This is a genomic window from Mesorhizobium sp. LNJC391B00 (genome assembly GCF_000502535.1).
In the GTDB taxonomy this organism is placed as follows: domain Bacteria; phylum Pseudomonadota; class Alphaproteobacteria; order Rhizobiales; family Rhizobiaceae; genus Mesorhizobium.
Genome location: NZ_AYWI01000022.1, coordinates 1 through 21,470 on the forward strand (window position 1 = coordinate 1; position 21,470 = coordinate 21,470).

General features: G+C 58.4%; 15 protein-coding genes and 2 pseudogenes. 4 read left to right on the top strand and 13 right to left on the bottom strand.

Annotated elements, in window-relative coordinates; all coding sequences use genetic code 11:
• From X750_RS0134015 to X750_RS135515, 9 genes and pseudogenes are all read right to left on the bottom strand, one after another.
• A pseudogene (locus X750_RS0134015) lies at window positions 1–461 on the bottom strand (type I secretion system permease/ATPase); the annotation flags it as partial.
• Between the two features lie 353 nt (window positions 462–814).
• A complete protein-coding gene (locus X750_RS135550) occupies window positions 815–1,789 on the bottom strand; it encodes a LysR family transcriptional regulator (RefSeq protein ID WP_023685036.1) in 975 nt (324 codons plus the stop codon).
• A 64-nt stretch (window positions 1,790–1,853) separates the two neighbouring features.
• Complete coding sequence (locus X750_RS135545) at window positions 1,854–2,642, bottom strand: ABC transporter permease (protein WP_023698293.1); 789 nt, start codon at window positions 2,640–2,642, stop codon at window positions 1,854–1,856.
• A 3-nt stretch (window positions 2,643–2,645) separates the two neighbouring features.
• Window positions 2,646–3,557 carry a nodulation factor ABC transporter ATP-binding protein NodI gene (gene nodI / locus X750_RS135540; protein ID WP_023685034.1) on the bottom strand — a complete coding sequence of 304 codons (912 nt, stop codon included), beginning with the start codon at window positions 3,555–3,557 and terminating at the stop codon, window positions 2,646–2,648.
• Between the two features lie 54 nt (window positions 3,558–3,611).
• Window positions 3,612–3,845: pseudogene (locus tag X750_RS135535) on the bottom strand (carbamoyltransferase N-terminal domain-containing protein); the annotation flags it as partial.
• Window positions 3,846–3,882: 37 nt separating this feature from the next.
• Window positions 3,883–4,512, bottom strand: a complete 630-nt coding sequence (gene nodS, locus X750_RS135530) for a nodulation methyltransferase NodS (protein WP_023685032.1) — start codon at window positions 4,510–4,512, stop codon at window positions 3,883–3,885.
• 13 nt (window positions 4,513–4,525) lie between these two features.
• A complete protein-coding gene (gene nodC, locus X750_RS135525) occupies window positions 4,526–5,884 on the bottom strand; it encodes a chitooligosaccharide synthase NodC (protein ID WP_023687361.1) in 1,359 nt (452 codons plus the stop codon).
• Between the two features lie 13 nt (window positions 5,885–5,897).
• Entirely contained in the window at window positions 5,898–6,557 is a 660-nt protein-coding gene (nodB, locus tag X750_RS135520; protein WP_023672235.1) for a chitooligosaccharide deacetylase NodB, read from the bottom strand.
• Complete coding sequence (locus tag X750_RS135515) at window positions 6,554–7,147, bottom strand: NodA family N-acyltransferase (RefSeq protein ID WP_023685029.1); 594 nt, start codon at window positions 7,145–7,147, stop codon at window positions 6,554–6,556. The genes nodB and X750_RS135515 overlap by 4 nt, the downstream gene beginning before the upstream one ends.
• A 237-nt stretch (window positions 7,148–7,384) precedes the next feature.
• Here X750_RS135515 and X750_RS135510 point away from each other — a divergent pair, with 237 nt between their 5' ends.
• Window positions 7,385–8,410: a LysR family transcriptional regulator gene (locus X750_RS135510; RefSeq protein WP_023712679.1), complete on the top strand. Its 1,026-nt coding sequence runs from the start codon at window positions 7,385–7,387 to the stop codon at window positions 8,408–8,410.
• 599 nt (window positions 8,411–9,009) lie between these two features.
• Here X750_RS135510 and X750_RS135505 read toward each other — a convergent pair.
• Together X750_RS135505 and X750_RS135500 are read right to left on the bottom strand one after the other, a co-directional pair.
• On the bottom strand, window positions 9,010–10,041 hold the full coding sequence (locus tag X750_RS135505) for a LacI family DNA-binding transcriptional regulator (RefSeq protein ID WP_023703127.1): 1,032 nt from the start codon (window positions 10,039–10,041) through the stop codon (window positions 9,010–9,012).
• A 304-nt stretch (window positions 10,042–10,345) separates the two neighbouring features.
• Entirely contained in the window at window positions 10,346–11,674 is a 1,329-nt protein-coding gene (locus X750_RS135500) for a dicarboxylate/amino acid:cation symporter (protein ID WP_023706359.1), read from the bottom strand.
• Between the two features lie 1,137 nt (window positions 11,675–12,811).
• Here X750_RS135500 and nifA point away from each other — a divergent pair.
• The 3 genes from nifA (at window position 12,812) to X750_RS1000000165290 (ending at window position 17,078) form a co-directional block, all read left to right on the top strand.
• Entirely contained in the window at window positions 12,812–14,575 is a 1,764-nt protein-coding gene (gene nifA / locus X750_RS135495) for a nif-specific transcriptional activator NifA (RefSeq protein ID WP_023731294.1), read from the top strand.
• A 234-nt stretch (window positions 14,576–14,809) separates the two neighbouring features.
• A complete protein-coding gene (hisC, locus tag X750_RS135490) occupies window positions 14,810–15,949 on the top strand; it encodes a histidinol-phosphate transaminase (RefSeq protein ID WP_031239385.1) in 1,140 nt (379 codons plus the stop codon).
• Between the two features lie 88 nt (window positions 15,950–16,037).
• On the top strand, window positions 16,038–17,078 hold the full coding sequence (locus X750_RS1000000165290) for an LLM class flavin-dependent oxidoreductase (protein WP_081726232.1): 1,041 nt from the start codon (window positions 16,038–16,040) through the stop codon (window positions 17,076–17,078).
• 555 nt (window positions 17,079–17,633) lie between these two features.
• Here the strand turns inward: X750_RS1000000165290 and X750_RS135480 are convergent.
• Together X750_RS135480 and X750_RS135475 are read right to left on the bottom strand one after the other, a co-directional pair.
• Window positions 17,634–19,526 (bottom strand): ABC transporter ATP-binding protein, encoded by a 1,893-nt coding sequence (locus X750_RS135480; RefSeq protein ID WP_023727113.1) that lies wholly within the window; start codon window positions 19,524–19,526, stop codon window positions 17,634–17,636.
• Window positions 19,526–21,394 carry an ABC transporter ATP-binding protein gene (locus X750_RS135475; RefSeq protein ID WP_023829770.1) on the bottom strand — a complete coding sequence of 623 codons (1,869 nt, stop codon included), beginning with the start codon at window positions 21,392–21,394 and terminating at the stop codon, window positions 19,526–19,528. The genes X750_RS135480 and X750_RS135475 overlap by 1 nt, the downstream gene beginning before the upstream one ends.
• Between the last annotated feature and the right edge of the window lie 76 nt (window positions 21,395–21,470).

Consider the following 21,470-nt stretch of genomic DNA (forward strand, 5'->3'; position numbering starts at 1 on the left):
CCATTGCGTGCCATGTTGTGGGCAACGGTATCGCTTATCGGCCCTTGCGAGAGAGTGTTGGCAAGGAGTGTCAGAGATGTGAGACCGACCGCCCCGATAAGTGCCGTCATGCCGATCCAGAAATGAAGGAGGAAGCAAATGCCAAGATAAAACAGCATCCATGGCAGATCGAAGAACGCTGTCGGACCGTTTCCACCTAAGAAGCCGCGAACATTGTCGAGATCGCGAAGCGGCTGCAAGCCGTCGCCCGGCATGCGCGTTGAAAGCGGAAGGCGAACGATCGCATCGTGAACGCGTCCGGAAAACTGTCCATCGAAACGCTCGCCAATCCGCAGCAGCACGCGGGCGCGCAAAATGTCGAGCAGGCATTGGAACGCATAAAGCCCCGCAGCAAGCACGACGAGCCCCACTAGAGTGGATACGCTGCCACTTGCCAGAACGCGGTCATAGACCTGAAGCATGAACAGCGGCGAGATGAGCGCAAGCACGTTGACCACGCCGCTGATCAACACAATGCCCCAAATCGCGGAAGTCAGAGGGAAGGGTCTCAAAGCTGANGCATTTAATGGAGCGGGTCAACAACACCGTCCGGCTGAAAGTTTGGAAGGGATTCATCGTGGTCGGCCGCAAGGGCCCGAACAGGCTTCCGCCTCCACACCTTCAGGCGCGTTCATATTCGTCATCGGACAGTTGCAGAAATCGATTGCTTGGATAGGCACACATTTACGAAATGGATGCACTCTCGTGCGCTTCGCCCTTCTGCTGAGCAGTTGCGGGGTCGCAGGCGGCGGGGGATCGCCATCCATGCCTCCTCTCATAGTCGAGGGGGGGGCAGTTTCTCAATTTGGGGACAACTCAGACGTCCGGTGCTCTTAGGCAGAGGAATCATACGAGATCCCTCCTGCAACATCATTTCCCGCATCCACAGGCTTGCCGGATCACTATTGTGGAGCGCAGGCCATTGAACGGCCTCCGTGAATGCGGGAGGAAGTGGCGGCGGAAGTTTGACAATCCGCAGGGGTGTTGTTTTTGCGAAATGCTGCGCCAGCCGTAAGGGCATGGTCCCGATGCGGCTGGTGCCTGATACAACGGGCGGGATCAGGCTAAAGCCGTGTACGACAACTTCGATGCGTCTCTCGAAACCGTGCTCGAGCAAATACCATTCCTCCATGGAGAGCTGCCGGGTGTCCCCGAATTTGAACACAACCTGCCCCATCGATAAGTATCGCTCCAATGTAAGTGGCTCTGACAGCTGCTTGTTCGTGCCGCAGCCTACGCACACGAGCATATCTTCGAACAGGGCTGCGCGAGGATGTTTCGACATGAATACTTCCGGCATAATTAGAAAATCAACGTCGCCGCGCCGGAGAAGCTCCTCGGGGTCGTCGGAAATAGGGAGACATTCAAAGCGGACGGCGGGAGCTTCCCGCGCAGCACGTTCTACGATCTTCTTAAAAAATACGAGCGTGATGTAATCGGAAAGGATAATCCGGAAGCGACGATCCGATTGGGCTGGGTTGAAGGCGTCCCAGGAAATAATCGATAGCTGGATGTGCAGCAATGCCTCCCTGACTGCTGGGGCGAGCCCCTCAGCGCGAGGTGTCAAAATGAGCTCGCGGCCGCTCATCGTAAATAGCTCATCGCTGAAATAGGCGCGTAACCGAGCAACGGCGGCGCTCATTGCCGGCTGGCTCAGGTTAATACTGCGGGCCGCCGCGGTGACTTTACGTTCCCTGACCAGAGCGTCCAACACAACGAGGAGATTCAGATCGAGTCCCTTAAAACGCATGTCTTGATCTAGGCGGCGTGTGAATGGGTTGCGACCAAACATTCAATTCGAATGGTGAGTAGCGTCAACGCATCAGCCTTCGACGAAAAAGAGCAATCGAAAAGAAGAAGGGCAAAACTGTGTATATGCAAAGCGCGCCGATATGCAGGCCCATTTTGTCAATCGGACGGCCAAGCATCGCTGGACGAATGAGGTCGATTGCATGTGCGAGCGGTAATAAGGAGGCAGCATACTGAAAAGCGCCGGGCAATTGGTTGATCGGAAACATCGCGCCGCAAAGGAACAGCATGGGTGTAATAACAAGCGTATTATAAAATATGAAATATTCATAACTGGGCGCAAGCGCCGTGACGACCATCGCTAGACTCGCGAAGGCGAGGCCATTGAGAGCGATGACTGGCAGCAAGCAGAGGATGGATGGCCACGATGCGTAGCCGAGCGTGGTGGCAACAATAGTGATTGCTGTGCCCGCCATGAGGGCCTTCGTGGCTGCCCAGGCCAATTCGCCGAGTAAGATATCGCCGAGCGTCAGCTGAGTGCATAGCATTCCTTCCCAGGTGCGCTGGTCGCCCATGCGGCCGAAACTCCCGTAGACCGTTTCAGCGGTCGCCGATGCCATCACGCTTGTGGCAACCATGCCAGCCGCGAGAAACGCAATGTACGAAGTGCCCTCTACAGGACCTATCATTGTTCCGATGCCAAAGCCGAGACCGAACAGATAGATCATCGGATCGGCGAGGTTGCCGAGAACCGATGCAAGCCCGATTTTCTTCCATCCAAGATAGTTGCGGCGCCAAACCGCGACCCAATTCCACGCATTGGCGGGCATGCCCGCCGCATAACGTTCGCCCATTGTTCAGTCCTCCATCTCGCGCCCGGTTAACCGCAAAAACACATCCTCGAGATTGGGGGGACGCTGCAGAAGGCGTAGACCCGTGCGCCCGCGTAGCTGCGCCAGCACCTGCTCCGGATCGGGTGCATAGCAAAAAAGCGTCTCACCGCTCACCTCGATGCGCTGTGCGTACGGCCGGATCAGCGCACCCAGTTCATGCGGATTGCCGCCGTAGACCTCCACCACGTCACAGCCGATCTGCTCGTCAATGAGTTCGGACGGGCGACCTTCGGCGATCTTGCGCCCCTCCTCCATAACGCACAGCCGATCGCACAGCCGCTCGGCCTCTTCCATGAAATGGGTAGTCAAAAGAATAGTCTTGCCCCGCGCCAGCAGCGATCGCAGCCGATCCCAGATCAGGTGGCGGGCCTGCGGATCGAGGCCGGTGGTCGGCTCGTCCATCACCAGCAAGTGCGGGTCATTGATGAGCGCACGCGCGAGCGTCAGGCGCCGCTTCATGCCGCCGGACAGTTCGGCGACGCGCGCATCCGCTTTGTTCTCGAGGCGGGCGAACTCAAGCAGCGATGGTATGACCGCATCGATCTGGCGTCTGCTCATCCGGAAGTAGCGCCCGAACACCAACAGGTTCTCGCGTACAGTGAACGCGGCATCAAGATTGTCGAACTGCGGGACCACGCCGATGCGCATACGTGCCAAACGCGCGCGCGCCGGCACTGGAGCGCCGAGCACAGTAATCTTCCCCGCATCAGGCGATGTCATGCCGAGGACCATACGCGCAATCGTGCTTTTGCCCGCGCCGTTCGGTCCCAAGAGCCCGAAGCATTCCCCCGCCGCAACGCGGAACGACAGCCTGTCGACAACGAGCTTGTCATAAGTTTTGCTTACGTCAGTAAGGTCGATCGCTATCATGGACATGGGTTCATTTTACCGAGAGGGACGACAAAACTGGCGGTTGCTTGGTTCCCTGCCGACCTGAAACTGTGACTCGTCTTCGTCATCCCCGCCGTCGATAACGAACTGATCGACATCACAAGGATCTAGCCGCTGCTCCGCTAAAGCGGCGACAATTGCGTCGAGATTATCGATGGATTGGTATCGCGGATCGTTGTGCCGCTTTTCCTGGTCATCGCAGAAGACGAGCCGTCCATCCTGGACCAGGGCGATCGCCCCATCATGGGTCAGCTTGGTACCACAGATGCGCATAGTGTCTCCACGTTAACGGCGATAGATTCGAGATTCATCAGGAAGCGGAAATCGGATTCCGGAAACGGACGAGCAAGCAGTCTTCGTTGACCGACTCGCCCCGACACTCAAGCCGCTCTACCTCGATCAACGTTTCGTTCAGCATGGCGATGACCGGCTCAGCACCAGCGGCGTGACCCCAGCGACGGCAATTAGCATCCCTTGCCGATCCGAAGATCAGATGCCCGCCTGGCGCAAGCACCCGCACCAGGTTTTTGACGGCCGCGCGCATCTCGGCTATGTCTCCGAGGTAGTAGAGGACCTCCGCCACAACGATCACGTCAAACAACTCGTCGGTCGAAAACTGTTGAACATCGCAGACTATCCAGTTGATGCGCGACGGCTCCTTTATCCGTTGACGTGCTCGAGCAATCGCTTGCGCCACGACATCGATGACGGTGAGCCCTTGGCAGTAGGGGGCTAGTTTTTCCGTGAATGCGCCGGCAGCGCACCCGACTTCGAGGGCATTTGTAATGGAGCCTTGGGCAAGCGCCAGCTGGAGCATTTGCGTGTGGCGCTTCCGCTCGAATGGATTGCCGTCGAGGCCCCACGGATCGTCGGCGGCCAATTCCCGATCAAGCAACTGATGATTCACGTTCTGGGTCAAACTCGTGCACCTCTCGTCCATTAGGTATTTGCGATCAATCGTCGCCGCAAATGTTGTCCGACAGGACTAATTCCGAAGAATCCCGCGCAAGACTGAGCCTGCGAAGCGGAGCCGAATGGGGCGAGAGTTCTGCCCTGCTGGAACCAGTGATCGGAGCTTGGGTGGGGGCCTGTTTTCCCCCAGTGTTCGATGTAGCGACAGCAGAGCTTCGCGACAGCCAATCGCTATTGCTCAAGGTACACAGCGCGTAGGCCTTCAACGGAAGCAAGAGAAAGACGTTGATGAACGTGTGCAGCGAAAAGCCAAGAAATCGAAATTGTCGAGCACGAAATGCTACCACGCTGCATCGGAGCATGGTCATGGACACAATCATCAGTCCTGTCCACCAAGGCACAGTGCCTGTCAGTGCGAAATGTGCGAGGCCCGTTAATACCGATAGGGCGAGGAGTAGCGCGCCGAGATTCTGTCCGACCACGTCCAACGTGAGATAGCTATTTAGGCTAGGCAGCAAGCGCAGCCCAAGCAGTGTGTCCCGGAATGTGCTTCGTGCCCAACGGAGTTGTTGGCGCAGATACGGTCCGAGTCTGTTCGGAACGACTGTGGCCGCGATGGCGCTCGGAACGTATTCGGTTCGAAAGCCTGCTTTCAGCATCAGGATAGTGAGATGGCGATCCTCACCGAAGTCGCTTGGCTTGCCCCGAAAAAATTGCGACTCGTACTGGTCCAGTAACAAAAGGAGCGCAGACCGGCGGTACATGGCACATGGGCCGCAACAGCACATAACGGCACCGAAGCGAGCCTGTGCCGCGCGCTCCTCGTTGCAAGCCAGCCAGTACTCCATGTCTATCAGCCTGGTCAGCCAGCTCTCGGTTCGGTTACTGGCCGTCAACTGACCCATGACTGCGCCGACCGCTGAATCTCGCATCTTCGGTACAAGCTTGGAAATGACGTCGGGCGCGAGTACCGTGTCTGAATCAACGTTAAGCACCAGATCCCCTGATGAGCGTCGTATCGCGGCGATCTGCGCCTTGCGCTTTCCAACATTCTCGGGAAGCAAAATGATGTCGAACCTGGGGTCGCGCGCGTAGTCTTCGTGGACAGTTCCTAAGGCTTCGCGATTTCCAGAACCGTCATCAACCAAATAGACCCGAAGTCTTCCGGCGTATTCTTGGTCTGCAATGGAAGCCAGGCACTCTGAAAGCGTGCGCGGATCCTCGTTGAAGCAGGGGACGATGACATCGACGCTGGGCAGTTTGTCGGAGCCGGCGAGAACCTCCAACGCCGACGAATCCTTTGTCGGCATAGCATAAAGCCCTTGCATGCTCTTATAGGCAGTCGAGAGCAGTGCATAAAGCGAAATGGCCACAGTGCTGGTTGTACCAAGAAGAGTCATGGGATCTCGTTGTTCAGTGATGTTGAGGAAGTGAGCGGATTACAAATCCGCGCTCACGCAGTGCTGGAATCAGCCGGGACAGCGCCGTGACCGTCTGGTCGCGCATGCCGGCGTGAGCGCCCTGGCTCAACTCGCCGGGAGGGCATCCGTCGTGCAAGAGTACAATTGCGCCCGGCCGGACGGAGGCGAGCACTTTATCGATAATCGCCTCGACTCCAGGGCGAGACCAATCTCGAGGGTCGACGGACCAATGAAGGGCCGCCAGCCCGGCGATCTGTGATGCTGTGCAGACTTCTTCGCTCCAGGCGCCGTAGGGCGCGCGAACAAAGCGGACCGAGGCCTGCGGGCACGCTCTCATGATGGCGTCGTTCGCTTCAAAGACCTCACGTTGCACTTCGCCGAAACCGCATTGGTACAGATCCGGATGAGACATCGTGTGGTTGCCTACCTCGTGCCCTTCTGCGATCATCCGTTGGATTAGATATGGGTGCTCTAAGGCGTAGGCGCCGATGACGAAGAAAGTCGCTGGCACCCGCTGCTCTGCCAGCACGTCGAGAATCTCCGGTGTGAAAAGTGGATTGGGACCGTCGTCAAACGTCAGATAAACGCTTCGACGGCCGGTGCCGTCAGAGCACTCACGGCGCACTTCGTACAAGCAATCGGACCGGCTCATAGCTCTGGTCCGTTCCGATCTATCATCGTGCCCGTGGGCCATTCGCTGATCGGCCGTCCAACTGGCAGAACAATTGTGAGTGCGTCATCGATGCGTGTGGGCGGCAGGTCGAGGCGGGCCTCTGGTCGGGTGGAGCGCACGCGAATTCCCGACAAAACGGCCATAGGGCTGTATCGCCGTCCGAACCTCTCAACATGATTCCGCATCGCGTCCCTGACCGTTCCGAAAGCGAATGGAACGCCAAGCTCCTGCAGTATTGGAAGCATGACATGGATTGAATGGGCGATTCCCAGACCCTCAAGGTCCGGACGCACCCCGTACAGGCCCAGTTCAGCCACCAACAGGTCGACCGCGTCGACCTTGATGAAACGGCGCAGTATGCCCATGTGAGCCGCTACACCGCTTGAATCATAGGCGATTACGCGGAGTTCAGGCCTGGCTCCGGCCCAGCTTCGACTACCTTCGAACGGTTCTGCGTTGGACGCCCCAGTCGGCCCGTACGTATCACGAAAGAACTCGGCGAGCTTAACGTGATCGGAGAGCTGCAACTCGTTTTCCCAGCACAACTTCCACTGCACCTGATGGCGCATTCAGGACCTCTCTTCATATTGGTTTTTGCGGCCGCATTACTCGACCAAAGCGGCGTTGGTGGCTGCACTCAGCCGTTGTCGTTGGCGAAGGTGAGCCAGACGCTCTCTCGAGTTCCGGCCCGTGTCGTCGATTTGAGCTTGACGTCGCTCACTTTCCGTTCCTCTAATGCATGGCTCGTAAATTCGTAAAATTGATTGTTTGAATGATACGCATCCACACGTTGGATAGAACATGACATGCGTTTCAAAGGGCTGGATCTAAATCTCCTCGTTGTGCTGGACGCTCTGATGAGGGAGCGTAAAGTCACTGCCGCGGCTCGCAGTATCAACCTGAGCCAGCCGGCCATGAGCGCCGCCGTTGCTCGGCTACGCGCCTATTTCAACGATGAGCTATTTACGATGAACGGCCGCGAGCTCATTTTGACGCCGCGCGCCGACGGGCTCGCCCCAGCAGTCCGGGACGCATTGCTGCACATCCAGCTATCGATTATTTCCCCCGACGCCTTCAACCCGGCCCAATCGGATCGTCTCTTCCGAATCATGCTTTCCGATTACATCACGCTCGTATTTTTTAGGAAGATAGTAGAGCGCGCTGCGCGGGAAGCTCCCGCCGTTCGCTTTGAATGTCTGCCTATTTGCGACGACCCCGAGGAGCTTCTCCGGCGCGGCGACGTTGATTTTCTGATTATGCCGGAAGTGTTCATGTCGAAACATCCTCGGGCAGCCCTGTTCGAAGATAAGCTCGTAGGCGTAGGCTGCGGCACGAACAAGCAGCTGTCGGAGCCACTTACATTCGAGCGATACTTGTGCATGGGGCATGTTGTGCTCAAATTCAGGCACACCCGGCAGCCCACCATGGAGGAATGGTATTTGCTCGAGCACGGTTTCGAGAGACGTATCGAAGTTGTCGTACAGGGCTTTAGCCTGATCCCGCCCGTCCTGTCAGGCACCAGCCGCATCGGGACTATGCCCTTACGGCTGGCGCAGCATTTCGCAAAAACAACACCCCTGCGGATTGTCCAACTTCCGCCGCCACTTCCTCCTCCTGCATTCACGGAAGCCGTCCAATGGCCTGAGCTTCACAATAGTGATCCGGCAAGCATGTGGATGCGGGAAATGATGTTGCAGGAGGCATCTCGCCTGGCGCCTTTGCCTGAAATCATTGAGCGTCTCGGGCACGCCGATCCGACCTTTCGTTTCTTGGTACCGACTGCCACCTCGAAATCGCGTGCGAAGTCCCGGAAGATGTTGAGCCCCACCTAATCACCGCCTGTAAGACAGGCTGATCAGCATGTTCGACAAGCGCCGGCGCGGCGCGTGTTACCTACGTTCTGGGGCTGATCTCAGGCGAGTTGCTCGTCGAGGGTGTGTGGCAGAGTGATGCCAGCTGCCTTGATTGCCCGCTTTGGCCGTAGGTGGTGACGACGCGAGCATTCTTTTCGATGGCGGCTTCTGGAGGCGGACGCGATCGCGTAGGAGCGGTTGCCCTTCGGGCGTCGGGCCTTTGGCCCGGCAGAGCGGCGCAGTTCCTTGCTAAGTGCGAGGGGCCGGAACGAGCAGAACACACGCCCGGGCTGCTACTGAATTGACTGCCGCCTCGATTTGCGTGCGAAGTCCCAGAAGATGGTTAGCCCGGTTAAATTCCTACCTTGCCGGCTGTGCCGCGGCTTTTCACGTGCAGCCAGGCGAGGAGATGGCGGTCGACGAGGTCGACCCCAAATGGACTGTGCTGGCCTCGCTCGGCTCTTGCCGTGCGGGATCATTGACCATACCCCCTGCACGAGAACGTGGGGCATGTTGGCAAGTGAAGCCGGTGGAGGTTGACGCTGCGGATCTAGGTAATCTACCTCGCGCTTCCGCCTTCATATATTTTCCGGCAGATGGATGTCGAACGGCAGAAATGTCTGTCCGGGTGTTTCAGCGGTGCCGGTCTCGATAGCCCGTGTCATCAGCGTTATCAGCTCCTGGCAAAGCCGGCGCATTGGCGTGGCGACCGCCATCGTGACGATGTTATCTGCAAGCGCTGCCCGAGACTCAGGTGTGATTTCATTCACGATCGCGACGAGATCCCGACTTTTGCCCTCTTCTCGGAGCGCGGAGATCGCGCCCTCCATGCCGCCGCCGGCGACATAGAAGCCGACGAGCTCGGGCTCCCGCTGCATGAGATCAAGCGTTGCCTCGTAGGTGATCTGCCGTTTCTCGAGGTTCATGACCGGATCCAGCACCTCGAACGTGGGCGCGTTCTCACGGCAATAGGAGCGAAAGCCGACGTCACGGAGCTCGTGCCCCTGGAAACGATGGCTGCCGACAAACACCGCCACTTTGCCGGGCCGTTTTGCGACCTTGGACACCATCCAAGCGGCCGTGCGCCCGACCTTGCGGTTGTTAAGGCCGATATACCCCTGTCGCACGCCGGCGGCGAAGTCGGAAAGCAGCGAGAAAACCGGAATGCCCTTGGCCTTGAGGTCCTCAACCGCTGCTGTGATTTTCGGGTGGTCCGGTGCCACCATCGCGATTGCATGGCAGCGTGCGCCCAACTCCTTGAGCGGCGCGATCAGGTCGCTCGGCATATGTGACGGGGCGAATTCGACGAGCGGAATGCCGTGGAAGGACTGGGCCAAATTGACCGATGCTTCGACCTCGCGCGCTAAATCTTGGTAGAAATGCTGGGCCGGTTTTCTCAAGATGAAGCCCAGACGGTAGTGCGGTAGGTCTCGCCGCAACCGCTGCTTGATTAGCCCGGCAGCATGATAGCCGATCGCCTGGGCGGCGTCGTGGACCCGCCGCGCGGTCTCCTCGCGCACCGGATGGCGGGCGTTCAGAACCCGATCGATCGTTGCTACGCTGACTCGGGCTTCGCGGGCGAGATCGGCAATTGTGGGGCGCTTGGTCATAGGTCCTATTCTGATTGGTTTTTGACGCGGGCCGGCTCTCTGTCCGCCTAGCGCGTTTCGGTTTCGGGTGGCAAAGTGAAGACGTCCCCATACGAATGGGCACAACGTGTTGGACGAACATCATTGCAGACGTAAACCGGCCGGGTATACTGAAAGGCTCATTCGCTTAAAGGGCGGTGACGATTTGCACTCACACATTTAGCGCTTCTGATACATGGTCCGTGAGGAGCCGTTTAGAGGCTGCGGGTCGGTCGTTCAGTTATGTGACCAGCTAAGCGACTTGACAGGTCGTGGGCCGCCCACCTTACTTGCAGGAGGGTAGCCGGTTTGATGCCTCGGTAAGCTGATGACCGCTGAAGGCAGCTTTCATCTGTGCTCGGTCCAACTCTCCTTCCCAGCGTGCGACGACGAGGGATGCCACTGCGTTGCCGACGCAATTCGTCAGCGCCCGGCATTCGGACATGAATCGGTCGATGCCGAGTATCAGTGCCATCCCAGCAACGGGAACACTCGGAACTACCGCGAGCGTAGCCGCCAGGGTGATGAAGCCCGCACCTGTCACACCTGCAGCGCCCTTGGAGGAAAGCATTGCTACGAGCAGCAGCAGCACCTGATCGCCGATGGACAGATCCGTGTTCGTCGCCTGTGCGATGAAGAGAGCCGCTAGCGTCATGTAGATATTCGTGCCGTCCAGATTGAACGAATATCCGGCCGGGATGACGAGACCCACAACCGAACGCCTGGCGCCCGCCTTCTCCATTTTCTCCATCAGCGACGGGAGCGCCGCCTCCGAGGAGGACGTTGCGAGGACAAGCAGCAGCTCTTCCTTGATGTAACGAATGAGAGAACAAATCGAAAAGCCGTTGTACCGGCAGACTGCGCCGAGAACCCCGAACACGAAGAGGAAGGCGGTGAAATAGAACGTCGCGACCAGCATCGCGAGGTTGACCACCGAACCGATGCCATATCTGCCGATGGTGAAGGCCATCGCGCCAAAAGCGCCGATCGGCGCGGCCTTCATCAGAATTCCGACGAGCTTGAAGACAGGCACAATGAGCGCCTGGAGGAAGGAAACGACAGGCTTGCCCGTCTCTCCGGCCATCGCAAGCGCCATGCCGAACAGAACCGAGAAGAACAGCACCTGCAGGATGTCGCCTTCCGCGAAGGCACCGACGATCGTTGGCGGGATGATGTTCATCAGGAAGCCGGTGACCGACTGCGCTTTGGCTTTTGCGGCATAGGTATTCACGGCCTGGACATCGAGCGAGGCCGGATCGATGTTCAGGCCGTCGCCAGGCTGGACGACATTGGCGACGATGAGGCCGACGATCAGCGCGAGCGTTGAGAAGGTGAGGAAATAAACCATTGCCTTGCCGGCGACCCGGCCGACCTTATGAAGATCGTTCATGCCAGCAATGCCGGTCGCAATTGTCAGGAAGATGACAGGCGCGATGATCATCTTGACCAGCTTGATGAAGGCATCACCCAGCGGCTTCAGGCTCTCGCCGGTCTCCGGATAAAAATAGCCAATTGCGACGCCGAGCGCGATGGCGGCAAGCACCTGGGCGTAGAGCTTGGTGTAGAAGGGTTTGCGGGGCGCGGGACTCGCGCCGCGGACTTGTGCAGCTGACACTGTTTCTCTCTCCCTGACCGGATCGAGGTGGCGTGACTTCTCCCGGGCTTCTCCCTATCGCGGCGCTCCGGTCGAACGCTGCACCAACGCCGCCGCAATACCCATGCCAGATGAATCCGCATCACCTGAACTGACGTGGGCTCGCCAATGATGGAGGAATGCGGTGTCAGACCAGCGGGCAAGGTCGCGGTCCGAACGCCCTTGATGGTCTCTGGCAGAGTGCTGCCGGTCGATCCCTCTGGCTAGCGGTTTGCTGCACAGAGCGTGGTGGGTTCCTCGTTAGCCGGCTTTGGACCGGGCCCCATCGTGTCGCCTGTTCAAGGCCGTCCAGATGACAGGCTAACTTACCCCTGTTCGGAAGCGCTCGTTTCTGGACAGCCTACGACCGTGCAGCCACTGCAATGCACAGAATAAATTCGGACGGTCCTTTGGACGACCCATTTTGCAAATCAACGCCCGCAGCAGGGGCAGCCGTTTTCAAGCGGTCGCATCGTAATCTGTTCAGACTTTTCGATACGCTCATTGAGTGTGCCGATTTCGGCCCCAGGCTGGTGATGGTGCTGACCACGACGATGCGATTCAGAAGTTGCGAGCACCGCCTACGAAGTCGTACTCGACGCCAGCTTCGCGCCTTCACACCCGACATCGCCGCCGCCTGATCAACTCGAGAAAGATGGCGGTCGCCGCAACCGACCAGTGCCGTTGGCGGTTATTCTCGCTCCCGCCCCTCCTTCGCGGGCGCTGGTGAATGGCACGGCCCCGCATTTACACTCCGCGCGGTCAGCCGCTCGGGCAACGCATGGCCGGCCCAGGTATTTCTGCTTCAACGCAAAGATAGAACTGATGAATCCTATCATAGGCCGCGAGGTTTCCTTTCACAGATGAAAGAAAGCTCGATTGACTATGCCGCCTCGCTCCAGTCTTTTGAAAACAACGTGTGTTTGCCCGGGGCAAGCCAATAACATGGCCAAGCTTCGTGGAGGGAGTAGCCAAGCGATGCGTCAGGGCTAGACCCGCTTTGCACTCGACCACACGGCGGCGGCACGAGTTCACGTCGGAGCATATTCGCGCGTGCCCGCGACGTCGCGGGCGCACATGCCGCCAGCCTAGATTTGATGGCGCGAGATCGAGGATCACATGCACCACAACATTAGCAAGTCAGAACAGAATGCCCGCGACTGCGGCATATCGCTGCCGAATGCGATAAAGGGTTGTCCAAAGCCCGACACGAATCCTGCGAATGTGGCATTGCACGAGCGCGCGCTAACCGGCATCTTCGAAATATCGAAAGTACTCGCCGATGCCGCCCGGCTCGAACTCAAGTTGGCCAAGGTAGTCGACCTCCTGCACTCGTTTGTGCAGATGCGGCACGGCATCATCGCTCTCTGCGATGCCGAGGGCGGACTGGACATCACAGTGGCCAGCGGCTGCGGCACGAACGGCAATGAGCCCTCCCGGTCGCGCCTGCCGCGCAACGCCATCGATCAGATTGTGACGACCGACACGCCGCTCGTCGCCGACGACATAGCGATGCATCCGACCTTCACTGCCACTGATATCGAGGTGCTTGGGGCCTCCGACACCGTGTCGTTCATCGGCGTTCCCATTCGTGTTGATGGGAACGCCATAGGCGCGCTGACTTTGGACCGGGTTTTGGAAAGCAGGTCAAGCTATGGGCTCGACGATGATGTCCGGCTGCTCACCATGATTGCCAACATGGTGGGACAGACAGTCAAGTTGCATCGCTTCTCCGCGGCCGACAGCGAGCGAGCGCCGGAGCTGGAACATCGGCTGCAAACGAAATTTTCTGATGTTAAGCACCCTGCACCCCGGCGCAAAAAGGTTCACGTCGAGGGGATGATTGGTGACAGTCCGGCGATAAGCGCCCTGCTGGAGAAGATCGCGGTCGTAGCGAAGGCAAAAACCACAGTTCTGTTGCGAGGTGAGTCCGGTACCGGGAAGGAGCTGGCTGCCAAGGCAATTCACGAGTTGTCGCCGCGCGCCAAGCGGCCCTTCGTTAAACTCAATTGTGCAGCGCTCCCAGAGACAGTCCTGGAATCCGAATTGTTCGGTCATGAGAAGGGTGCCTTCACAAGCGCATTCAATTCCCGCAAGGGGCGCTTTGAGCTCGCTGACAAGGGGACGTTGTTTCTGGATGAGATTGGCGAGATCTCGGCCTCGTTCCAGGCAAAGCTACTGCGCGTGCTGCAGGAGCAGGAGTTTGAGCGCGTCGGCAGCAATCAGACCATCAAGGTCGATGTTCGCGTGATTGCCGCCACGAACAGGAACCTGGAAGAGGCGGTTGCAAGGAATGAGTTCCGCGCCGACCTGTACTACCGCATCAACGTGGTTCCCTTGCTGGTACCAGCATTGCGCCAAAGGCGCAGCGATATTCCGCTCCTCGCAGCTGAGTTTCTCAAGAAGTTCAACGACGAGAACGGCTGTACGCTCACCTTCGATCCGCGTGCGATTGAAGTGCTGATGAAATGTGAGTTTCCCGGCAACATTCGCGAGCTTGAAAATTGCGTGCACCGGACAGCGATCCTAGCCGAGGGACTGTCAATCGGGAGAAACGACTTTGCCTGCTCCCAAGGCCAATGCTTTGCCGAGGCGCTGTGGAAGTGCAGATCGGGCAAGGCCGCGCTGCAACCACCGCCGATCCTGCCGGAGTCAGCGAATTTGGCCACGCCCCCGGACGAGGCCGCCAGTTCGGCCGCGACTAACCCGCTTGCCGGCGCAACCCACCCAATTGGCGCGAGGACGCCCGATATAGAGCGCGTCATTGCTGCCATGGAAAGATGTGGCTGGGTGCAGGCAAAGGCAGCGCGCTTGCTTGGGCTGACCCCGCGACAGATTGGCTACGTGCTGAGGAAATACGGCGTCGAGATCAAGCGTCTTTGAAAGCATGACCCTGGGCATGAGCTGAGCCGCTTAGCGCCTTGGCGCCGCGCAGCGATGCAGATCCGCGTGCGCGTCAACTCGATTCGACCGAGGACAGCCTGGCTGAATTCCGATGTCAGCCGGCGCTGCGACCATTGTGTGAAAGGCAACCCTGCCATCGTCAATCCCGTCCGCCATGTTGCTCTCGTTGCGAGCTCATACGGATGCCCCTGTGTGACTGAAACGGAGTTAAATATGTCCGATGCAAAACTGCAAACTGTGCTTTCGGCTCTTTCGCAAGTGACACGACAGTTGGATGCTCTGCCGTCCAACGGACCAGCGCCGGACGCAAATTTTATCAAGCTGAATACGAATGAGAACCCGTTTCCGTTGCCGCCAATCATAATGCAAAGTGCAGTGGCGGCCCTCAAGCGCCAGTATCTATATCCGGATGACGATAACTTCAGATTGAGGGAAGCAGCGTCCAGCACCTATGGCGTTTCCAGGGATCAGGTCATCGCTGGCAACGGGTCGTCTGAACTGCTCGGACTGATCTACAGAGCTTTCCTCGCACCCGGCGACAAGGTTGCGATGATGTCGCCAGGGTTTTCGTTCAACCGCAAACTTGCCATGCTTCAGGGCGCTGAGTTCCTCGAAATCGGATGTCAAGCTCATTCCCTGCCAATGGAGCAATTGCTTTCCGGTCCGGCAAAAGACGCCAAGTTTATTATGTTGGCCAATCCAAACAATCCGACCGGAACATTCCTCCCGATCAGCGATATCGAACGCCTCGTAGCACAATCGGACCGCTTGATTGTCCTTGATGAGGCATACGTCGACTTTGCACCCGATCACGGACTGCGCCTCATCAACCGGTATTCGAACCTTCTGATCTTGAGGTCATTCTCGAAAAGCTATGCCGCCGCCGGCATTCGCGTCGGTTTCGGTTTCGGTCACCCTGAAATTATTGGAAGGCTGCGAAACATCCAGAACGTCTTCAACATGAACGTGATCGGGCATGCCGTTGGTATCAGCGTGCTTGCGCATCGCGGCGCCTACGCAGACAACCACAAGCACATCAAGGATGAACGAGAGCGAGTGACAGTTGCACTATCGCAACTCGGATTTTCCGTAACACCCTCCCGCGCAAATTTCTTGCTGGCCCGTGTGCCCGCGGGACAGGACGGCTCATGGTGGCAAGCAGCATTGGAGAGGCAAAAGATACTTGTCGCGTTTTTTCCGGACAAAGGCTTGGAACACTGTATCCGCGTCAGCATCGGCACAAAAGAGCAGATGGATGAATTTCTTGCTGCCGCTGGCGACATTGCTGGAAGCTTAACGGTGCCAAGCTCCAGGGGCAGGGAAGCGTCAGGCTCTGCTTCTTCGTTACGCTGACGCTAATCGGCGATCACACACATCTCTTCCGACTTGCGGGTGATCCCAGCAAGAAAACAGCCCGCTTTTAAAATCGGGGACTTAAAGAGTGACAAACGTCTTTCCTTCAAACCTGGCTTTCGGCATCTTCGATCATTTGGATGAGGATGGCCGCGATATAGGCCGGCAGTACGAAGATCGCCTGATATTAGCAGAGGCGTGCGATCAGCTGGGGTTCTATGCCTATCATCTCGCAGAACACCACTGTACTCCCCATGGGAGAGGTCCATCGCCGAATCTGTTCTTATCGAGCGTCGCCCAGCGCACCCGGCGCTTGCGTCTCGGACCCTTGGTGATGCTGCTTGCGCTTTATCATCCGCTGCGTGCGTTCGAAGAGATCTGTATGCTGGACCAGTTGAGCGGTGGCAGGCTCGAACTGGGCATAGGGCGCGGTGCTCTCCCGACCGAATTGGGCTACTTCGGGATTGGTGCGGACGCGGTGCCGGGCCGTTATGCCGAAGCCAGCGAAATTCTTATGCAAATACTTGTGAATTCGAGGGAGGTCGGCACGCTATGCTATCAAGGCCGCCATTTTGATCTCAATGACGTTCCTTTGACGCTAAGACCTCATCAGCGTCCACATCCGCCCACATGGGTCGCTGCCAATCGACCCGAGTCCACAGCTTGGGCCGCTGCGAATGGAACAAATATCGCGTGTGTAGGACCTTCCTCTTCTGTTCGCAAAACTACTGATGCGTTCCGCGCCTATCGAGAGGACAACGCAGGCGGGGAGGATCAAGGGAGATTTGTCGGATTGCTCCGCATGGTCGTGATTGGGCGTTGTGACACACATGCCTATTCGCTCGCGGCACCTGCTTACGCACGCTGGCTCAAGAGCTTCCAATTCCTTTACGAGCTTAACGCTATCCCCACTCCACCAAACTTGCCGCTGACCTTCGATGCGGCAGTCGAGAGTGAATTGTGCGTGGTAGGATCAGCAGAGTCTGTGCGAAAAGCTCTGCTAGATCAGTTGGAAGAGGCAGGTGCCAACTACCTGCTTTGTCAAATGGCATTTGGAAATCTGCCGCTAGATGCTTCCCTTTACACCGCGAGGACCATTCAATCCGAAATCATGGCTCGACTTGGCTGACCATGTGCTCGAGCTTGCACGTGGTGGGGCGGGCAATCGGGAGGAGGCCAAACTGACGACGAGCAGGCGGCACAGAATACCAGCTTTGTGCGTTGGCTGGCGTCTGGGCCATCGTGTGAACATGCACGATCCTAAGGAGAGGGTAGCCGAGCGCGTCACGATGCCGGCACGCGTCTGCTCGTCGCGCTGGCGCTAGTCGTTGCCCATAGCCAGCCGCAGGAGGTTCTTCTCGCCCGGGGCGGCGTCGGTGCGGCGCCCACTAATCCAGCTTCATCAGCGGCCCGTCGGTGGCAAAGCCGTCACTCGCTACGGCGCTATTGAGGGCGCGCTCGCGAGCGGCTTTGCGACGCCCAGCCAACACCTCCAGCGAGCTCGCCCGATGATGGTGGTGCACCGCGGTCGGATACGATGCTGGAGGAAATCGTTCGCAGCCGGTCTTCAGGAATTGCGAGGAGTGCTCGTTCTTGAATGCTGGCTGCTGGCCGGATGCGGTGGCCTGAGTGGTCTGCCGACACGCCCGAAAGTCAACGCCACTACCACAAGGCCGCCAAGATGTCAGGTCTGAGAGCCAGCTTGGACGGTGGTATCGTGTTCGGGAAGGTCGTCGAAGGAGGCGTAGTTGAGATAGTAGAGTTTGGAATACAGGCCGCCCATGGCTATTAACTCATCGTGGTTGCCAGTCGCAATAACTTGGCCATTCTGAAGCACGATGATGCGGTCGGCCCCCCGGACCGTGGCGAGACGGTGGGCGATGACGAGGCCAGTCCGCCCTTCAAGCAGCTTGATCAGAGCCTTCTGAATCTGCAATTCCGTGTAGCTGTCGATATTGGCGGTAGCTTCGTCGAGCACGAGGATCTTGGCGTCAGCGACGAGGGCGCGGGCGAAACTGATAAGCTGGCGCTGGCCGAGAGATAAGTTGTCGCCGCGTTCGCCAAGTTGGGTCTCATACCCGTCGGCGAGGCTCATGACGAAGTCATGCGCGCCGACAGCCTTGGCCGCCTCGATCACCTTGTCGCGCGTGGCTTCCGTCTTCTGGTATCGAATGTTCTCGAAGACCGTCCCGGTGAACAGGAATGGCTCCTGCAGCACCATGGCGACCTGGCGGCCGAGCGATTCCTGGGTGAGGTCGCGTACATCATGTCCGCCGACCAGCACCTGACCCTGCTGAACATCATAGAAGCGGTGGACCAGGGCCATCGCACTCGATTTGCCAGAACCGCTCGGTCCGACTAGTGCGACCGTCTCGCCCGGATTGACCTTGAACGAGACATTTTTCAGAACCGAACGGTTCGGATCGTAGCCGAAGGTGACGTCCCTAAACTCGACCGAGCCGTCCATTTCGGGCGAAAGCACCTCGGCATTGGGTTTGTCCTTAACATCGATCTTGACGTCGAGCACATCCGTCAGGCGCTTGCCTGAGGCCATGGCGCGCTGCATGACCGAATATTGCAGGGTGAGTGAGCGGATCGGGTCAAAGAAGCGCTGGATGTAAAATAGGTAGGCTACCAACACGCCCACATCTATACGGCTATTCATGACCATCGAGCCGCCGACCACAATAACGGCGGCCAAGGCGAGGCCGGTGATGCCATCGACGATGGGCACCATGACCAGTGCATATCTGGCAGCGATCAGGTGGGTCCTGAGGTTGGCATGGGCCCGATCGTCAAAAAGACTGAAATTCACCTGCTGGCGGTCCATTGACTGTATGGTCCGCACGCCGTGAATGGCTTCGGCCAGCGCGCCATTGACGACGGAATTGGTTTCGTGTGCAGCCATGAAGGCGTCGCGGGCACGCGGCAACCAGACAATGCGGACGATCACCAGGATCGGCAGAACCGATAGCGTCAGGAGGCCGAGGCGAAAGTCGAGCCACAGCATTACGAAAACGATGCCGAAGAGAAGCGCAACATCGCCTAGGGAATATACCGAGGTTTCCAGGAACTCCTGTATGGAGTTAACGTCGCCTTGCAGGCGCGACATCAGGCGTCCGACCTCGGTCTTGTCCATGAAAGAGAGCGAAACCTTTTGCAGATGGCCAAACATGGCGCGGCGGATGTCGAACAGGACAGTTTCGGCCATTTTCCCATCCAAGGCTTCCTGCATGTAGCCGGCGGCGAAATTGACCAAAATCGCCGAAAGGAACGCGCCGACGGCCGCAAGCTGGGCTGAGCGATCGGGCCTTGCCGGGTTCATGCCGAGGTCGATCGCGTAGCGGATGATCAAGGGGATGAGAAGCTGCGTCCCGGTGAAGATCAGCATCGCGACAATCGTGACAACTACCTTTGCCCGGTAGGGATGGACGAAGCCCCAGATGCGACGGAGGATGCTCTTGTCGAAAGCCCGGCCGAACATCTCCTCCTCGATCCGGTGCGAGCCGACGACCGCGCGCGGAGGGCGTCTCCCGTCGTCAGGTTCGGCTTCGAGTTCGCCGCGGCCCTGGTCCATCAGCGGGCGCCCCCATCCTGGCTAATAATGCTATCACCCGGGCACGTCTGGAGATCGTAAAGGGCCCTGTAGCGTCCCCGCTTCGCCAGAAGCTCTTCATGCGTGCCGCGTTCTACGATTTCGCCGTTATCGACAAAAAGGATTTGATCGGCATGCTTAAGCGCACTCAGCCGGTGCGCGATGATGATCGTCACCCGATCCTTTGCGAAGCGCCGCATCGCCGCGCGAATGCGCAGCTCGGTGCCGGCATCGATCGCGGCCATCGAGTCGTCGAAAATGATGACGGAGGGGCGCAGCATCATGGTGCGAGCAATCGTGAGACGCTGGCGCTGGCCGCCAGAGAGAGAAACGCCGCGTTCGCCCACGACCGTCTCATACCCTGCCGGGAGCCCGAGGATGTAGTCGTGGAGCTGGGCGAATTCTCCAGCGCGTTCAATTCGCTGTCTCTTCGCCCAGGGATCGCCATAAGCGATGTTGTTCTCGATCGTTGTGGTGAATAGGAACGCATCCTGCTGTACAATCGCGACCGCCTTGCGAAGGCTCTCGAGGGTGACATTGCGTATGTCCTGGCCGTCCAACGTGATGGCGCCACCGGTCACGTCGTAAAAGCGGGGGACCAGATGAGCCATCGTCGATTTGCCGGAACCCGGCGGACCGACGATCGCGATCGTCTCGCCTCTCCGGGCCTCAAAGCTGAGGTTCTTCAGAATGGCGCGGTTTTCGGCGTTGGGGTAGGCAAATGAGACATTGTGGAAGCGCAGAGTGCCGTCACTTATCTCAAGCGGTCTGGCCTCGAGAGCATCCCTGATGGTGATCTCCTGATCGAGGAGACCGAAAAGCCGCGAACCGCAGCTAGAAGCGCGGGCAAACGCATTGACCATGAGACCGATCTGGCGGACTGGCATTTGCAGCATGGTCATGAAGGTCAGGAAGGTCGCCATGGTTCCGACGCTGATCTCGCCAGCGACGAGCTTGTTGCCACCGATCCCAAGCACCAATCCCATTGCGAAAAAGTAGGACAAGGTCATCGCCGACGTGTTGGGTACGTAGATGTCAACGAGATCGTTGGCGAGGTCGAGCGCGTTCTTGGAAGCGCCGTCGAACTTCAGCATCTCATAGGATTGAGCCGCAAAAGCGCGGACCACACGGATACCTGCGAGATTTTCCTTCATCACGCGGCTTAGTACCGAAAGGCGCTCATAGAGGTCGAGCCAGGTGGCGCGCAGCTTAAGCTGTGTGGTCGATGAGCGCCAAGCGACAAAAGGCACGAAGCTGAGCGCGGCCAAGCCGAGCACGGGATCGGTCGAGATCATCATGTAAGCGCCAATCCCGATCAGCATCGTCAGCAGGAGCACCCGCATGAGCCCGGTGGAAAAATACATCCGCACGCCTTCGAGATCGAGCATTCCGGCGGTTATCAGATCGCCTGAATGGGCCCGGTCGTGAAAGGAAAAGCTGAGACGCTGGATCTTGTCGTAGTAGGCGAGCCGCAATTCGTACGCGACATGATGCCCGACGGCTTCGGCAAAATAGTTCTGCGCCATCGTGAAAACGCCGCGTAGCGCGCTGACGGCGAGCAGCAGGAGAGCCGGGGCCCAGAGCGCTTGTCCTGCCGCAGCCCCCGCGACACCGCCCCCGATAGCTGTCTGGGTCTGGTCGACAGCCCGGCCGAGAAGCTGGGGAATGAGCAACTGGAGGATTGCCGCCATGATCGTCGAGCCCATAGCGAGGGCAACCTGCCACGGATGGCGCAGATTCATACGCGTGATGCGCAACAGCGTACTCAAATCCCGGCCCCAGCGCGCCGCTTCAACATGGGCCAACGAATTCAGTGCGTTCGTTGCGCCGCTGACAGCTTCACTGTTCACGGGTGTATTCCCGACTGCATTTTGCGCCTTCGAGGAAAGCCGAAGCAGACATCATCAAAGGCATCCGCCATTGTTA